This window comes from Veillonella parvula (genome assembly GCF_002005185.1).
GTDB classification, from domain to species: Bacteria; Bacillota; Negativicutes; order Veillonellales; family Veillonellaceae; genus Veillonella; species Veillonella parvula_M.
Genome location: NZ_CP019721.1, coordinates 594622 through 612085 on the forward strand (window position 1 = coordinate 594622; position 17464 = coordinate 612085).

Annotated in this window: 14 protein-coding genes; 4 read left to right on the top strand and 10 right to left on the bottom strand. The window is 38.7% G+C overall.

Annotated elements, in window-relative coordinates; genetic code table 11:
* Positions 1 to 272: 272 nt before the first annotated feature.
* Together B1A77_RS02815 and B1A77_RS02820 are read right to left on the bottom strand one after the other, a co-directional pair.
* On the bottom strand, positions 273 to 1202 hold the full coding sequence (locus tag B1A77_RS02815) for a ParB/RepB/Spo0J family partition protein (RefSeq protein WP_077707866.1): 930 nt from the start codon (positions 1200 to 1202) through the stop codon (positions 273 to 275).
* Positions 1203 to 1381: 179 nt separating this feature from the next.
* Entirely contained in the window at positions 1382 to 2152 is a 771-nt protein-coding gene (locus B1A77_RS02820) for a ParA family protein (protein WP_004698040.1), read from the bottom strand.
* Positions 2153 to 3074: 922 nt separating this feature from the next.
* On the opposite strand from B1A77_RS02820, the gene B1A77_RS02825 reads away from it, so the two are divergent.
* From B1A77_RS02825 to B1A77_RS02835, 3 genes are read left to right on the top strand one after another with little or no spacing between them, the layout of a single operon-like run.
* Entirely contained in the window at positions 3075 to 3842 is a 768-nt protein-coding gene (locus tag B1A77_RS02825) for a hypothetical protein (RefSeq protein WP_004698043.1), read from the top strand.
* Between the two features lie 47 nt (positions 3843 to 3889).
* Positions 3890 to 6325: a homocysteine S-methyltransferase family protein gene (locus tag B1A77_RS02830; RefSeq protein ID WP_042986573.1), complete on the top strand. Its 2436-nt coding sequence runs from the start codon at positions 3890 to 3892 to the stop codon at positions 6323 to 6325.
* A gap of 21 nt (positions 6326 to 6346) precedes the next feature.
* A complete protein-coding gene (locus B1A77_RS02835; protein WP_004698072.1) occupies positions 6347 to 7204 on the top strand; it encodes a methylenetetrahydrofolate reductase in 858 nt (285 codons plus the stop codon).
* Positions 7205 to 7501: 297 nt separating this feature from the next.
* Here B1A77_RS02835 and rsmG read toward each other — a convergent pair whose 3' ends face one another.
* The 8 genes from rsmG to rpmH form a co-directional block, all read right to left on the bottom strand.
* Positions 7502 to 8254, bottom strand: a complete 753-nt coding sequence (rsmG, locus tag B1A77_RS02840) for a 16S rRNA (guanine(527)-N(7))-methyltransferase RsmG (protein ID WP_021148800.1) — start codon at positions 8252 to 8254, stop codon at positions 7502 to 7504.
* Positions 8255 to 8378: 124 nt separating this feature from the next.
* Positions 8379 to 10250, bottom strand: a complete 1872-nt coding sequence (mnmG, locus tag B1A77_RS02845) for a tRNA uridine-5-carboxymethylaminomethyl(34) synthesis enzyme MnmG (protein ID WP_077707867.1) — start codon at positions 10248 to 10250, stop codon at positions 8379 to 8381.
* A 50-nt stretch (positions 10251 to 10300) separates the two neighbouring features.
* Complete coding sequence (gene mnmE / locus B1A77_RS02850) at positions 10301 to 11686, bottom strand: tRNA uridine-5-carboxymethylaminomethyl(34) synthesis GTPase MnmE (RefSeq protein WP_077707868.1); 1386 nt, start codon at positions 11684 to 11686, stop codon at positions 10301 to 10303.
* Between the two features lie 189 nt (positions 11687 to 11875).
* Positions 11876 to 12673 (bottom strand): RNA-binding cell elongation regulator Jag/EloR, encoded by a 798-nt coding sequence (gene jag / locus B1A77_RS02855; protein ID WP_077707869.1) that lies wholly within the window; start codon positions 12671 to 12673, stop codon positions 11876 to 11878.
* Between the two features lie 9 nt (positions 12674 to 12682).
* Positions 12683 to 13348 (bottom strand): YidC/Oxa1 family membrane protein insertase, encoded by a 666-nt coding sequence (locus B1A77_RS02860; protein ID WP_004692948.1) that lies wholly within the window; start codon positions 13346 to 13348, stop codon positions 12683 to 12685.
* A 168-nt stretch (positions 13349 to 13516) separates the two neighbouring features.
* Positions 13517 to 13738: a membrane protein insertion efficiency factor YidD gene (yidD, locus tag B1A77_RS02865; protein ID WP_012865047.1), complete on the bottom strand. Its 222-nt coding sequence runs from the start codon at positions 13736 to 13738 to the stop codon at positions 13517 to 13519.
* 48 nt (positions 13739 to 13786) lie between these two features.
* A complete protein-coding gene (gene rnpA / locus B1A77_RS02870) occupies positions 13787 to 14146 on the bottom strand; it encodes a ribonuclease P protein component (protein ID WP_004692947.1) in 360 nt (119 codons plus the stop codon).
* Positions 14147 to 14225: 79 nt separating this feature from the next.
* Positions 14226 to 14360: a 50S ribosomal protein L34 gene (rpmH, locus tag B1A77_RS02875; protein ID WP_004692946.1), complete on the bottom strand. Its 135-nt coding sequence runs from the start codon at positions 14358 to 14360 to the stop codon at positions 14226 to 14228.
* A 1293-nt stretch (positions 14361 to 15653) separates the two neighbouring features.
* On the opposite strand from rpmH, the gene dnaA reads away from it, so the two are divergent.
* Positions 15654 to 17228, top strand: a complete 1575-nt coding sequence (dnaA, locus tag B1A77_RS02880; protein ID WP_058948344.1) for a chromosomal replication initiator protein DnaA — start codon at positions 15654 to 15656, stop codon at positions 17226 to 17228.
* The last annotated feature ends 236 nt before the right edge of the window (positions 17229 to 17464 follow it).

The following is a 17464-nucleotide window of genomic DNA, read 5'->3' on the forward strand; positions in this document are numbered from 1 at the left end:
CTTAACCTTCACATATATTACAAATATATTATAAAGCTTCTGATAAATTATCTAATAACTTATCCTATTATTTATTATAATCTCTTAAAATACAGTAAAAGCGCAGCCCGTAGACTACACTTTTACTGCAGATTGTTATTATTACTATTACGACTATTGCAATTGCTATAGCTGTTATTATTGTTATTGTTGTTACTATTATCGTTACTATTATTGTTGGTGTTACGGCTATTGCTATTGCTATTGCTTTTGCTATTGCTTTTGCTAGCCAATTATACTCTAAACTCTATTGTTTCCGCATCTTCTATTTGATCTTGCCCATCCATATATGCAATAAGTCTTTCTAATTCAGCTTCAGAGGAGAAAGCAATTTCAATTTTTCCTTGTACCTTTTTACCTGCACGAAATTTAATATTCACAGGGGATCCTAAGCTTAGTTTTAAACGGTCCATTAGAGCACGAACTTCTGCCGTATTTTGAGGTTTACCAGCCTTTGCTTTAGACGATTTATTTTGCATAGACTTAACAAGGGCCTCTGCTTGTCTAGCGCTTAGCTCACCCTCTTTAATACGTTCAGCTGCTTCCATTTGTTGAGCTGCACTTCTTAACGCTAATAATGGACGAGCTTGACCAACCGTCAAATCACCTTCGATAAGATCCTTTTGTACAGAATCACATAATTTTAAAAGACGAACCATATTAGCAATATATGAACGGCTACGGCCAAGACGAGCAGAAATCATTTCTTGCGTTTGCTTATAAGTATCCATCAATCCTTGATAAGCCAATGCTTCTTCAATGGGATCTAATCCTTCACGTTGTAGGTTCTCTACAAGAGCAACCTCTGTCATTTCTTCGGTATTATATTTTTTAACAATAACTGGTACTGTTTTCAATCCAGCAATCATAGCAGCACGATAACGGCGCTCACCAGCTACAATTTGATATTTATTCTTTTGTTTACGAACTACAATCGGTTGGAAAATACCAAGATTCTTGATTGATTCAGCCAATGTAGCTAGACTATCTTCATCAAAACTTTTACGCGGTTGATCTACATTTGGAACTAACTCAGAAATTGGCAGTTCATGTATCTCCTTTTCAGGCAATACAGACTCTACAGAGTCAACCTTCATTAAATTCTCAAGGCCCTTCCCCAATCCAGACGCTTTGCTTTTTTTGCTTTTAATTTCTCTTGGCATACAACTAACCTCTCTCGGCCTTACAAATATTTACAAATTTAAAATATGTAAATCACGCAAACCACCAAAAACTAATATTCTTAGCATTAGATACATACATATAACAGATACTTATTACCTTTAGGTACTTACTTCGCTTTTGTGTTTATTGAGCTTTAATACTTATTTATCTCTAGTGCTTATTTAGTTTTAGATGCTTTAATTACCTCTTTAGCTAATTTCGTATATACATCAGCACCTTTGGATTTTGGATCATATACAATGATTGGCTCCCCATAACTAGGTGCCTCACTTAAACGTACATTACGAGGAATAATTGTTTTATATACTTTATTGCCAAAGAATTTTTTTACTTCATCGGCTACTTGAATCGATAAATTTGTGCGGCCATCAAACATAGTCAATAGCACGCCTTCAATTTCAAGATCCTTATTTGATGTTTGTTGTACAATTGTTATCGTTTTAACTAATTGACTAACCCCTTCCAATGCGTAAAATTCACTTTGAATCGGAATCAATACACTATCAGCAGCAGTGAAGGCATTTAATGTTAATAACCCGAGAGATGGTGGACAGTCAATAACGATAAAATCATATGTATCTCTTACTGACGCTAATGCTTTTTTCAACATTGTTTCACGTGAAACAACGGAAACTAGTTCTACTTCAGCACCAGCTAGTTGAATTGTTGCAGGCGCCACAAATAGGTTTTCAAGCATTGTAGGTTGTACAATATCAGCAATTGGTTCTCCATCAATTAGAACATCATGCACACAGAGCTCTAAATCATCCTTTTCAATACCTAACCCAGAACTAGCATTACCTTGTGGATCCAAATCAACCAGTAATACTTTTTTACCTGCATCAGCTAAACAAGCACTCAAATTTACTGATGTTGTAGTTTTACCAACACCGCCTTTTTGATTAGTAATAGCTATAACTTTGCCCACTTAATTCACCTCACATCTTCGTTCAAAATATTTCTTTTCCATTATAACATAAAACAATGCTAATTACGGTATTTATAAATCAAATTATCATTAATTTTTTTCTACTATATTATTTTATTTATCTACTACATTTTTCCCACTTACATTTATATTACGCACATAAACTTATAGGTAAATAACTTCATTAATATAATTACAACACTTATTTTTTATTGTTTCACGTGAAACATAGCAATTTATTCCTTTACTATATAGTACAACACAAAATAAGAAAAATTACATCAAATGTTCTATAAGTTTTACGATTAAATGTTTCACGTGAAACATTTAAGGATTAAAATCTAACGCAAAAATTAAGTTGTAAAATTAATAAAAAATTTTACAGTAAAAAATTATCATATTAATATAAATCTATACCAATAGACAAATATACACAAAATTATTTTATATCATCTTTTTTTATTTATAGAACAACACCATTAGCGAAAGGTATAAAGTAATCAACTTTTGATCGGTAACATTATATATAACAATAATATACGAAATGTAATGAACTAATATTAATATACTTATATACTCATAACAAATTATTAGATTATATTTAATAAATTGTTTCACGTGAAACATTATGGTTAACATTAAACATATAAAACCTTCATTATCAATAACTTTTATGAACAAAAATCATTTTGATATAACTTTAAACTATACCTATATACTACTAAATTATATGAGAATACAGGCCCCATATACTTTGACAGGTATTATTCATATCTATATACTATTAGTTAGATAGTAATTAGATTGATAATCTTAAGAGTCTAGAAAAATCACTTTATAAGATTTATATATACAATTAATAACAGTAAGCACACGCTCTACGGACACGCAGAGCTTTTTATTTTGAAGAGGAGGCGTTTCTATGCCCATCTATAACGGAATGCTTCCTGCCATCGATAAAGCAGAAGTAAAACGATACGCAGGACTTCGTCACGCTGAGGATTTTCCACAAAACTATGTTGACGAAGCATGTAAGGAAATCCAATTATTGGCTACACCTAGAGGTGTATATCAAGAATATGATTACGATGCAGAAACAAAAACAATTTTAAGCAATCCACCGCTTAAAATTGAAGGGTCTATCATCGAAAAGCATCTAGAAAAATCTACTAAAGTATACGTATTAGGCGTAACAGTTGGAGAAGATGTAGAAATTCGTAGTGAACAGTTATTTAAACAAGGTAACTATACGGTAGGCTTATTACTTGATGCAGCAGCCACAACTGCTGTAGAACAGGTAGCTGATCAGGTAAACGAAGTAATCAATACAATTGCTAAAAAACAAGGCTATAAGCCAACTTGGCGTTTTAGCCCTGGTTATGGCAACTGGCCACTAGAAATCCAACCACAATTAGCTAAAATCATCAAAACAGAGATGATTGGCTTACAAGTAACAGAGAACTATTTATTATTCCCACGTAAGTCTGTAACGGCTATCATCGGTTTAATGCCAGCAAACGAAGATATTAAAACTAAACGAGGCTGTACATCTTGTTCACAACAAAACTGTGCATCTCGAAAATTACCAGAGAAAGCAACAGTCAACACCCAAGATGGGGGAGAAGAGGAAGGTAGTAAAACTACTGCCGACATTTCTGGTATTGCCATGAAGGGGCAACCAATACAATAGTGTTTCACGTGAAACATTGTAATTTAGGATGTTAAAGGAAGATGTTTATGTATATATTTGACGGTGCTATGGGCACAATGCTTCAAGCTGCAGGCTTAGAAGAAGGCTATTGTCCAGAGCTATTTAATATTGAAAGACCAGAAGTAGTAAAGGATATTCATGCTCAATACTTACAACATGGCAGTGATGTAATCACAACAAATACGTTCGGCGCTTGTGGGCTTAAACTAGAAGATTATGACTTACAAGATCGTGTAAGAGAAATAAATATTGCTGCTGTAAAAGTAGCCAAAGAAGCGATTGCAGAAGTTAAACCATCTGCTCGTGTAGCGGGCTCTATGGGTCCTACAGGTCGTTTCTTACAACCATTAGGCAATATGAGTTTTGATGATATTTACGACACATACCGCGAGCAAGCCGAGGCTTTAATCGAAGGTGGTGTTGATTTCATCATCATTGAAACTATTATTGACGTACAGGAAATGCGTGCCGCTTTATTAGCCTCTTTAGATGCTCGTGAAGCAGCGGGAAAAACAAAAGAAGATATTCAAATCATCTGTCAATTTTCTTTCAGTGAAGACGGTCGTACTATTACTGGTACACCGCCAGCAGTAGCAACTACCATCGTAGAAGCTATAGGTGCAGATATCATCGGTATCAACTGTTCTCTTGGACCTGAACAAATTACACCTCTTATCGAGGAGATTGCAAGCGTTACAAATTTACCTATAAGCTGCCAACCAAATGCCGGTATGCCACAATTAATCAACAAGCAAACTGTATTTCCACTTACAGCAGAAGAAATGGGCCCATTAATGCTTGATATCGTTGATGCAGGTGCTAGTTATATTGGTGGCTGCTGTGGTACAACACCAGCCCATATTCAATCTATTTCCGATGCTGTGAAAGCTCATACGCCAAAAGAACGTACCCACATTACACCTAAAACAATTATTACAAGTCGTACTAAACTTTTAGAGTTGGGCCATCATACAAAACCACTTATCATTGGTGAACGTATTAACCCAACGGGCCGTAAAGTACTTGCTCAAGAATTACGCGATGGTTCTTTCATCCGTGTTAAACGGGATGCATTAGATCAAGTAGAAGCAGGCGCAGATATCCTCGATGTAAACATGGGCGTAGCTGGCATGGATCAAACTCCTTTAATGGAACGCGCTATTTTCGAATTATCGATGCTCGTAGAAACACCTTTATCCATTGATACATTAGACCCAGCAGCTATGGAAGTAGCTCTTAAAAACTATCCAGGTCGTGCCCTCATCAACTCTGTAAATGGGGAGGAGGAGTCTATTACTCACGTAATGCCATTGGCTAAACGGTATGGTGCAGCATTGCTTTGCTTGCCAATCTGTAGTGGTGACTTACCTGAAAAAGCAGAGGACCGCGTTGCTTTAGCTGAAAGCATCATAAATCGCGCTTATGGTTATGGTCTTCAACCACATGACTTATTACTCGATCCATTAGTATTAACACTTGCCAGCGGGGAAGATAGTGCACGCCAAACATTGCGTACGCTACAATTATATAAAGAAAAATTTGGCTTCCCAACAGTAATGGGCTTGTCCAATATCTCCTTCGGCATGCCTCAACGTCCATATTTGAACGGCCAATTCTTAACTATGGCCCTTGCATGTGGCTTAACAACACCGATTATGAATCCACTCAATTATCCAGCCAAAAAAGCATTTGTATCTAGTACTACCTTACTAGGCTGGGACCCAGGTTCTGCTGAATTTATTAAAGAATACGGCTATGAAGACGAAACTACCGCTCCTGGTAACTCTGCTCCTAAAGGGCCAGATAAAAAGTCCTTCGATAGTAATGATCCTTTAGCCAATATTCGCGCATGTGTAGAACAAGGCGAAAAAGAAGCTATCATTGATCTTGTAAAAAAAGCCTTAGCAGATGGTATCGATCCATTAGATCTTACGAAAAAAGGCTTATCTGAAGCGATGAACGTAGTGGGGGATAAGTTTGGTTCTGGTAAATTATTCTTACCACAAGTAATGCTTGCTGCTGAAACAATGCAGGCTGCTTTCAACACCATTAAAGAAATTATTCCTGCTAGTGAAAGCTTAGATAAAGGCACCGTTGTCGTGGCTACAGTTAAAGGCGACATTCACGATTTAGGTAAAAATATCGTAGCAGCATTGCTCGAAAACAATGGTTACAAAATCGTCGACCTGGGTAAGGACGTTGACCCAGAAGTTATCGTACAAGCTATTAAAGATAACAAAGCTGCCCTCGTTGGCATCTGTTCCTTGATGACGACAACCATGCCACAAATCGACAATACTATCGCTGCTATCCGTGCAGCAGGCCTTAAAACTAAGGTCATGGTTGGTGGCGCCGTAGTATCTCAAGACTACGCAGACCAAGCAGGCGCGGATATCTACGCTAAGGACGGCATCGCTGCTGTTAACCATGCTAACGATTTCTTTGAAACACTAGAAAAATAATGTATAGTAACGAGGTACATGATGACATTACGAGAAAAACATCAACAAGGGCAGTTCACCATTACTGTTGAATTGGATCCTCCTAAAAGCAGTTCTGCAGAAAAGACCTTCGAACAAGCAGCCCGTTTGAAAGGGAAGGTGGATGCTATCAACATCGCTGATAGCCCTATGTCCAAAATGCGCATGAGCCCAATTTCTCTTTCTTATTTATTACAACATAACAAAGAAATTGAAACTATTTTCCACCTTACATGCCGCGACCGTAATATTATCGGATTGCAATCTGAATTACTCGGTGCAGCAGCTTTGGGCGTGCATAATATTTTAACACTCACTGGTGATAAACCAGATAATGGGGACCATCCATTTGCACAATCCGTATTTGAAGTCGACTGTATGGGACTACTCAACATCGCTAAGACATTAAATGCAGGCAAAGACCTTGCAGGTAATGACCTAGACGCACCTACGAACTTCTACATCGGTGCAACTGGTAATCCTGGTGCTCCAGATTTAGAGATTGAACGCCAAAAATTAGCTGCTAAAATTCAAAATGGCGCTCACTTTGTACAAACACAACCAATTTACGATTTAGAACAGGCAAAACGCTACATTGACAAGATGTCTGAATTCGATGTACCTATCATGCTTGGTTTGATTCCACTTAAAAGCTTTAAAATGGCTACATACCTCCATGAAAAAGTGCCTGGAATCAATCTTACTCAAGAAATCTTGGACCGCATGGAAAAAGGTGGTAAAGAGGCGGGTACAGAAATTGCAATCGAAACACTTGAACAAATCAAGAAAATGGCAGCAGGCGTACATATTATGCCTTTAAATGATATCGATACAACATTATATATTATTGACCACGTATAAAGTCATTCTAAGATTAACATATAACACCTTTCCCACGACCTCCATAGTGAACTAAGTCGTTCTTAGGGAAAGGTGTTATATGTATCTTTATCTCCGCCTCATATAGTGAACAAAATATATAATTTTGTTGTAAACGATATCATTTAATAGATATAGGGTAGGGGAGGGAATGCGAACTAATTCGTTACTAAGAAAAAAAAGAGGATGCAGATCTAAGATTTGCATCCTCTTTTTCTTTATGTAGCAATATAGCATAGAGTTTATTTATATTAGTTTCTACGCCTAAATCATTAACTGCTATACTAACGGTTTGTCTTTGATTTCTTTTGGTTTTCGTGGATATTGTTTTGGTGTTTTTCCAATTTTCTTTATATACACGATTGCTCGTTTATCCTCTAAGGTTGGCAAAGTAACGGTCCTTACTTCTTCGATAGTAGCTTTTAGTGTGCTAAGGGCTTTATTAGATTCTTTCACTTCTTCTTCGTAGATAGCTCCTTTTAAAGCAACTATGTATCCACCTTCTTTTACGTATGGCACAGTCCATTCTAAAAGAATCGGCAAGCGTGCCACGGCACGGCTCGTAGCAATATCAAAGCTTTCACGGTAATCTTGATGACTCAAATCCTCCGCACGTCCGTGTAAGGTAGTACAGTTCGTCAGTTTTAGTTCATCTATAACCGATTCCAAAAAGGTAAGCCGCTTTTTCAAAGAATCAAACAGGGTAACCTTGAGGCTACGGTCATAGATAGCCAATGGAATACCAGGGAAACCTGCACCGGTACCAACATCGATAATCGTCATGCCAGATTTGATAATTTCAGAATCATAACAGGAGAGGGAGTCAATCATGTGCTTAACCACGACCTCTTTCATATCCGTAATACCCGTTAGATTGAGATATTTATTTGTTTCAATCATATGCGCATAATACATGTAAAAGTCTTTGGCTTGCTCTTCCGTACAAGGCAAGCCAAAATGGCTCATTTGCTCCATCATGTACGAAACAAATTCAGACTGAGGTGCTATAGGCACATCATATTTTTCTTTCATAAGTACACCTAATGAATTGTCTAATATGTATAGGACAATAAGATCTATAGGAAATATCTTTTAAAATCTATAAGAAATAGCTTCTAAAAAGTTCATATAAAATGCATGTTATTACATGCTATTTTTATTTACTTCTATTGTATTGTTCGAGTTGGATCAACAGAACAGATACGTCCGCAGGTGATACACCAGAGATACGGCTTGCTTGGCCGATGGAGTGAGGACGAATTTTGTTGAGCTTTTGTTGAGCTTCAAGGGAAATACCCTTTATTTGTGTATAGTCCCATTCTTTTGGAAGAATTTTTTCTTCTAGTTTACGAACCTTATCGACTTGCTCCATTTGCTTTTTGATGTAACCTTCGTAGGTAATGGAAATATCGACAGCTTCCTCTACATCAGGTGTATAGCGTTTCAAACCAAATGCATCGGCTACGACGGCATAAGAGAGTTCGTTACGTTTTACTAAATCATAAGCGTGAATACCTGTTCTAATAGGTGCTGTACCTAAACTTTCAAGCAAAGCTTGTGTTTCTTTGGATGGATTGACAGGTGTATTTCGTAACATGTCCATTGCTTCTTCGATAGCAGCTTTTTTAGCTGTAAATTTATCCCAACGATCATCTTTTACAAGACCGATTGCACGGCCTTTTTCCGTAAGACGCATGTCTGCATTATCTTGACGAAGCAATAAGCGGTATTCACTGCGGCTTGTCATCATGCGGTACGGTTCATTTGTACCTTTTGTTACAAGATCATCGATGAGAACACCGATGTACGCTTCAGAACGAGCAAGGATAAACGGTTCTTTACCTTCAAGCCACAATGCTGCGTTGATACCAGCCATGAGGCCTTGAGCAGCCGCTTCTTCATAGCCAGATGTACCATTGGCTTGACCCGCAGAGTAGAGACCTTCAATATGTTTCACTTGAAGTGCTGGTGTCAATTGCGTTGGATTCAAGCAATCGTATTCGATAGCATAGGCAGGGCGCATAATTTCTACATTTTCAAGGCCTGGAATAGTACGCAAGAATGCATATTGTACGTCCATAGGAAGGGATGTACTCATGCCTTGAACGTACATTTCATTTGTACCCATACCTTCTGGTTCTACGAATAATTGATGGCGTTCTTTATCGGCAAAGCGCACTACTTTATCTTCGATGGAAGGGCAGTAACGAGGGCCTACGCCTTCGATTTTGCCACTATACATAGGAGCGCGGTGAATATTGCTATGAATGATTTCGTGCGTTTCTTTGTTAGTATAGGTCAACCAACATACATCTTCATTACGGTTAATCCATTCATCCATAAAGGAAAATGCGTGATGATGTGCATCGCCTTCTTGAACTACCATATTTTCGAGGTTTAAAGTACGTTTATCTACACGTGCTGGTGTACCCGTCTTAAAGCGCATCAATTCAACACCATTATCGAGTAAAGATTGAGAGAAATGTTCCGCTACGCGTTGGCCATTTGGACCGCCCACATAATCGATATCGCCGATGAGGATTTTACCTTTCAAATAGGTACCTGTACAAAGAATTACCGCCTTAGCGCCATAAAATTCACCAAGCTCCGTAACGATACCTGTGACCTTGCCATCCTCAACCTTAAGCTCTGTCACCATGATTTGCTTAACATTGAGATTATCTGTATTCTCCAATGTTTGTTTCATCAAATGTTGGTATTTAATCTTGTCGGATTGACAACGCAAAGAATGAACGGCAGGTCCTTTGCCCATATTGAGCATACGCATTTGGATAGCTGTAGCATCCGCATTAATACCCATTTGACCGCCTAATGCGTCAACTTCGTAAACAAGATGGCTTTTACCAGGACCACCCACGGCAGGGTTGCACGGCATAAGCGCAATATTATCTAAACTGATGGTCGCCAGCAACGTGCGATGACCCATGCGGGCAGTAGCGAGAGCCGCCTCACAACCAGCATGACCGCCGCCGATGACAATGACATCATAATTATCTACTGTGTACATATCAATTAAATTCCTTATATTTGTTACTTATCTTATTGTGAAAGTTTAAATCATTTACCAAGGCAAAAACGACTAAACAATTCATCTATCATGCTTTCTCGGATGGTATCGCCTGTGATGTCGCCTAGTAGTTCCCAGGCACTGCGCAGGTCGGTAGCTACAAAGTCTACTGGCATGCCCATGTCGATGGAGGAGAGGGCTTGTTCGACTTGTGCCTTTGCTTGTTCCATAAGGCTAATGTGGCGCACGTTACTAATCATGGCGCTGTTGTCTTGTTTTACGCGACCGCCATAGACGAGTTCTTGTACCCATTTAGAGAGAACTGCAGAGCCTTCCCCTTCTTTAGCACTAATGCGTTCAATAGCTGTAAAATTCCCATGTTCTTTAATATTTTCATCTGTAACGACTTGTGCCACGTCGGACTTATTAAGGAGTACGATGGTGTTTAAACCGCTCACAGAGGTCAAAATTTCGATTTCTTCAGGATTTAACGGAGTAGATCCGTCAATAACGCAGAGCACGATGTCTGCTTTGTTGATATAATCGCGAGCACGCTCCACACCAAGGGCTTCTACCGTATCTTGTGTGTCCCGAATACCTGCCGTATCGATGAGGCGCAGAGAAATGCCTTCTACGGTCATATATTCTTCAATGCTGTCCCGCGTCGTCCCCGGAATATCCGTTACGATAGCGCGGTTTTCACGCAAAAGAGCGTTCATCAAGCTCGATTTACCTGCATTTGGACGGCCTACAATAACCGTTGTAATACCGTCCCGAATAAGGCGACCCGTATTAGCTGTGGATAACAATTCATCCATAGCTTTCAAAATAGGCTGCAACTGATCGCGAACTTCTTGGCTCGTTACTTCCTCGATATCCTCCTCAGGATAGTCGATGGTTACCTCTAAATGAGCAATCATGGCGATGAGCTGTTCTCGCACATCTTTCACAAAAGACGAAACAGTCCCATCTAGCTGTGCCACAGCGAGGGAGAGGGAGTCCTCTGTTTTTGCTTCAATAATATCAATGATCGCCTCCGCTTGAGTGAGGTCGATACGTCCGTTCATAAAGGCGCGCTTCGTAAATTCGCCGGCCTCAGCCATGCGCACATCGTGATTGACGAGCAATTTCAGAATTTGTCGAACAGGCACAATACCGCCGTGACACTGAATTTCCACTACATCCTCTGCCGTGTAGGAATGAGGGCCTTTCATTAATAACACAAGAACCTCGTCGATGGTCTTGTTCGTCGCTGGATCCACAATGGTCCCATATTGAATCGTTCTATTTTGGCGGTCCATCAAAGGAACGGTGCCAGTGCTCTTGAACAGGCTATTTACAATAGGAAAACTATCCTTGCCGCTGACCCGAATAATACCAACCCCACCGATGCCGGGCGGTGTCGCAATGGCTGCTATTGTATCATCTATATACATACATATCTCCGTATTTCGATTATCTAGTATTTGTTTTTGTATATGTTCTTCGCCTGTGAAAGTTAAACTAAACTAATCTTTGCATGCGAAGATTAACTTAGGTTAGCTTTCACCATAACCTAAAGAATAAAGGGAACAGCCCTCAAGCAACCGAGGATATCAGTTACTTGAAAGCTGCACCACTATATTTTATTTTTTGTACGAAATCACAACGTGACGGAATGGTTCATCCCCTTCACTGTTGGTAACAACGTTTTTATCCCCTTGAAGGGCAGTATGAATGATTTTACGTTCAAAAGCATTCATCGGTTCTAAGGAAACCTTTTGACGGTTACGTTTCACCTTAGAAGCCAAACGTTTCGCGAGATTTACCAATGTTTCTTCTCGGCGAGAACGATAGTTTTCCACATCTACCACGATATGGCAGTGGCCAGATACATCCTTGTGAGCCACGAGATTTGTTAAGTATTGAATAGCATCCAAGGTTTGACCATGTTTGCCGATCAAAATACCTAGCTCTTCGCCGTGTACTTGGAATGTAATCTTGTCTTTGGTCATCATCTTTTCGATAACCACAGTGAGGCCCATTTGCGTAAACATATCATCGAGGAATTGTTTACCTTTTTCAGCAATTTCTTGTTGATCTTCTTTTGAAAGTTCATTTTTAGAAGGTTTTTCCGTTACAGTACTTTCAGAAGTTTCAACTGCTGTATCTTGTACTTCTATTTCGCTTGTTGCCACTGGTTCGGAAGCAATAGCTACAGATTGTTCTTCTGCGTTAGCTACTTCTTTTGCAGTAGCAGATTGAGCCAAAGCAGTGAAGAATAAGCGAACAACTGCTGGTTTACGACCAATGCCTAAAAATCCACTAGAAGGTTGTTCTAAGACTTTAGTTTCTACCAATTCTTGGCCTTCAGCGGCTAATTGAGCTACACCTTTAGCAATGGCATCTTCAATGGTTTTAGCAGATACATCGATAAATTCCATAATTGCCTCCTACTTAGCGTTCAAATTTTTGTAAATGAAATGCTGTTGAATCAATTGGAATACGTTAGAAACTACCCAGTAGATAACGAGACCAGATGGGAAGCTCAAAGAAATGTAACCAATGAATAAAGGCATAAAGATTGTCATAATCTTTTGTTGTTGCGCAGCTGCACCAGTTGCACCATTACTAGTTTGACGAGACATAACCCATGTGGATAATGCACTCAAAATAGGTAAGATATACATTGGATCTGGATCGCCAAGGCTAGGCAACCACAAGAATTGTACAAAGTTTGGATCGTATGGGTAATCTTTCAAAGCCCAGTAAATCGCGATCAAAAATGGCATTTGTACCAACAATGGCAAGCAACCAGCCAATGGGTTAACGCCCATTTCTTTGTACAATGCACCCATTTCTGCTTGCAGTTTTGCAGGATCGTTTTTGTATTTATCTTGCAATTGTTTCATGCGAGGTTGCAATTCTTGCATAGCCTTCATGGATTTGATTTGCTTAACAGTAAGTGGTGCCAAAATCGCTTTAATAACGATTGTTAAAAGGATAATAGCCACACCGTAGCTTGGATAACCTATCATTTGAGTCAATTGGAATGCATAAGTTACCAATGTGCTCATTAAATCAACGATAGGTTGGAAAATACCACTTAAAAAGTCCATTGTTTCTCCTTTTTCATACAGTCCGAAATCGTCCTTTGCGCATCTATATATCGTTATGGTATGGTCTAAATTTCATCCATACAGATGCTCAGGTATTTCCAAAACTGTGCTTGATGGTGATGGTGAAAGTAACTTTCACAGAACGCATCCAGCCTAATCCCACGTGGGTTAGGGAACTGGATCGTAGCCACCCTTATGGAAAGGATGACAGCGAAGAATGCGTTTTAACCCCATCCAGCTACCTTTCAAAGGACCATATTTTTCGATGGCCTGCAGAGTATATGTGGAACATGTCGGATAATAACGGCAACATCCAGGTTTTAAGGGAGATATGGCGAGCTGATAAAACCTAATTAAAAGTCGTAAAAGCATGGTTATACAGCGTTTCATGGAAACCTCCATATACACAAAAAGGACCAAAGCCTCTAACTTGTGGTCCTATTTATCATTTTGTATCAATAATTTGCTTTTTCGCAAGAGATACAAAATCTCCTTTTCCGCTTTTTCGTAGGTAGCGTTTTTCAGAGGGCCACGTCCAACAATTACGATATGATACCCTTCGCGAATGGCGTGCTGATTGAGGCGATATACCTCTTTCATCAGGCGTCTAGCTCGGTTGCGCTCCACTGCACAACCAACCTTTTTGCCTGTTACAAAACCAATGCGCGTAGGTTGCTTTGCCACGGGCATACGATACAGTACACACATACGGCCTACTTCGTATTTTCCGTGCTTATACACAAGGCGATATTCATTATTGTGCGTCAGTCGTCTTGCTTTATCAAGGCAATAATCCATATGCATTGTCCTTAAGTCCTAAGAATAGAAAAACTTGGCAGCAGCGCCAAGTTTTTTCTCCTGCCTAACAGCTATTATATTATGCAGATAAGCGTTTTCTGCCTTTTGCACGTCTTCTTTTCAAAACGAGACGGCCACCAATAGTTTTCATGCGTTCACGGAAACCATGGGTACGTTTTCTCCAAAGAGTATTTGGTTGGTAAGTACGTTTCATTAGTAAAACACCTCCTCGTCATTCTGTATTGTTTTACTTATACCATAACAGGGTAATTATAGAGGTAAAACGTAAATTTGTCAATCATTTAGGGCTATTCTGAAAGACTTTCATGTGGATTTTACTTAAATCCGATAGAACTTAAAACTGATACTACTTTTATAGGGGGAGGAATAGATGTGGTTTTCTCCCTCCATACTCATCGTAAGTCGGTCAAAAATCCACATCTATTCCTGCTCCTAACACACTCTAATGACTACTCATACACCTACCACCAGTATAAAAAGTAGTATCAGTTTTTATAGGAAATCTAAAAGTCTTTCAGAATACGGATCTAAGATTTAACAAATCTTACCTTTTAACCTCTTGAGGAGAGAGGAAATGGGAATAATTGATGTTACGTTTCCAGGGGGAGGAATATAGGGCTCCTTCATCGCTCCATACTCATCGTAAAGTCGCTCAAAAGGACCCTATATTCCCTCCCTAAGACAACCCTAATGTCACCTTCAACACCACTACACGATGTAAACGTAACATCAATTTATCAACATACAAGAACTCACAATTCAAATCTTTTTATACTTTGGCAAATTTATGTTTTGATCTCCAGTTGAAGAGAGGGGAGGAATAGATGTGGTTTTCTCCCTCCATACTCATCGTTTCGGTCAAAAATCCACATCTATTCCTGCTCCTAACACTCCCTTTTAGAAAAATCACTAGTTTGTCATTTTTATCTATCATTTATTTTTGATTATCTGAAGGTTGATGTTGTTATGTTCATCAATTACTTTTCCATCTATGTGTATAATAATCATAAAAATTATCTTATTGGAGGAGGGGAATGAAAACTACTTTTTGAGCGACTTGCGTTAGAATGGAGCGATAAAAGTAGTTTTCATTCCTCCCCCAAAAGTAATTGATGAACAAATGATAAGATAATTATTGATTTATTAACACATTTCCTTCAGATAATCAAAAGTTATCCACAGATTGAATGACAAATTACTTATTTTTTGGTACAATCATACTTGAAATTAGGAAAAATTATATATTTTTATAGGTTTTTGATGGATAACTTTCGAAGTTATCCACATTTTTTCTCTTTTAGTTTATAAAAACTGAAAAGTCAGTAATTATCTATATAAAATAGACTTTTATTTTTTACTTATTCACAGGTTATACACAAGTTATTCACAGGAATAATAGTTTTTTCCACAGCTTTTACAATGGTTATGCACATTATTCCTAAAGTTATACACATTTATTGCAATAGTTATTCACAAGAGGCACGTCATGCAATCATTTGATTTAAATAATATATGGGAGCATATATTGCAAGAGGCGAAAAAGAATATGCAACATTTACCTGATGCATTGTATTTGCGCGTCACATCATCGTTGATTCCCATGTCTCTCGAAAGTCATTCAATCCATATTGGGGTCATGCAAACATTTGTAAAAAACTTAATCGACCAGCAGCCGCAAATTAGCAAGGCTTTGCAGGATGCGATTACTACGGTTATCGGTTCCCATCGAGATATGGTGTTATTCGATTTCAATCAAGAAAGTGTAGATACTACCTTTGTTGATGAAAATCTCATCGATACGCCTGTTGTAGCACCGCCGATGCCTTTACCACCTATAGTAGAGGAAAAGGCTCATCAAGAGGAGTTTTACACACCAGTCTATCAAGATCCTGTCTATATCGACCGCACGCCAGCGCCTGTGGAGATTCCAGACGAACCAATGGTAGCGACACCAAAGAAACCATCAGAAACAACGCCAACATTACAGTCTGACAATGTACCTGTGGATTTATCACTATCTAATCTCAATCCGGCATACCGTTTTGATAATTATGTAACGGGCAATGCGAACCGAATACCATTTGGAGCCGCTCAAAATGTAGCTGAATTTCCAGGTGGAGACTATAATCCGCTCTTTATCTATGGTCCATCGGGCCTCGGCAAAACACACTTGATGCACGCCATCGGTAATGCTATCAAGGAAAATCATCCACATATGAAGGTCATGTCTATTACGAGCGAAAACTTTATGAATATTTTCGTTGAAACATTACAGCGCAACCAAGGTAAATTGTTCCGCAACACATTCCGCAATATCGATGTGCTCATGATTGACGATATTCAGTTCCTTGAAAGCCGTGAAAGTACGAAAACTGAACTATTTAATACGTTCAATGAATTATTAAATAACAACAAGCAAATCGTTCTTACCTCTGATACGATGCCAAACGATATGGAGCAGTTCGAAGATCGTCTTCGCTCTCGTTTCCAAGCTGGTTACATTGCCACAATGGAAAATCCAGATTTAGAAACACGCATTGCCATCTTCAGATCACTGCTCGAACGAGAATATAAAAAGAATCGCATTATTCGTATCGATAATGATTCAATTAACTACGTAGCATTGCAATTTAGCGAAAACGTCCGCGTATTGCAAGGTGCTTTTACCAAGCTCATCGGTACAGCATCCATCGATCAACGTCTCGAATCTATCGACCTAGAATACACAAAACACGCCTTGGCGGGCCTCGTTCATACCGAAGAGGTGAATATGGTTAATATTGAAAGCATCCAGAATTTTGTTAGTTCTTATTTCAATATTAAAAAGCAAGACCTACTCGGCAAGAAACGAAAAGCCCAATTCGCATTTCCACGGCAAATCGCCATGTATCTATGCCGCGATATGATCAATGAAAGCTATCCTCAAATCGCAGCAGCTTTTTCTCGTGATCATACGACAATTCTCCATGCGTACGATAAAATAACGAAGGAAATTGAAAAAAACGAAGAAACTAAACGAATGGTTGCAGAAATTAAACAGAAATTAACAACCTGTGGATAACTCTGTGGATATACGGTGAATAACTTTGTGGATATCCTAAAACTCATACTTTGATGTTAATATGTGGATAAGTAGGTACAAACTATCAACATAGTTATACACAACTCATAATTCACACAGTTAGTAGCGCCAAATCACTTTTACACATATAAACAGGCCCCTACTATTACTACTACTAAAACTAACAAACAATCAAAAAACCAGTAGAAATAGATCTACCGTAGAATATCTATAGA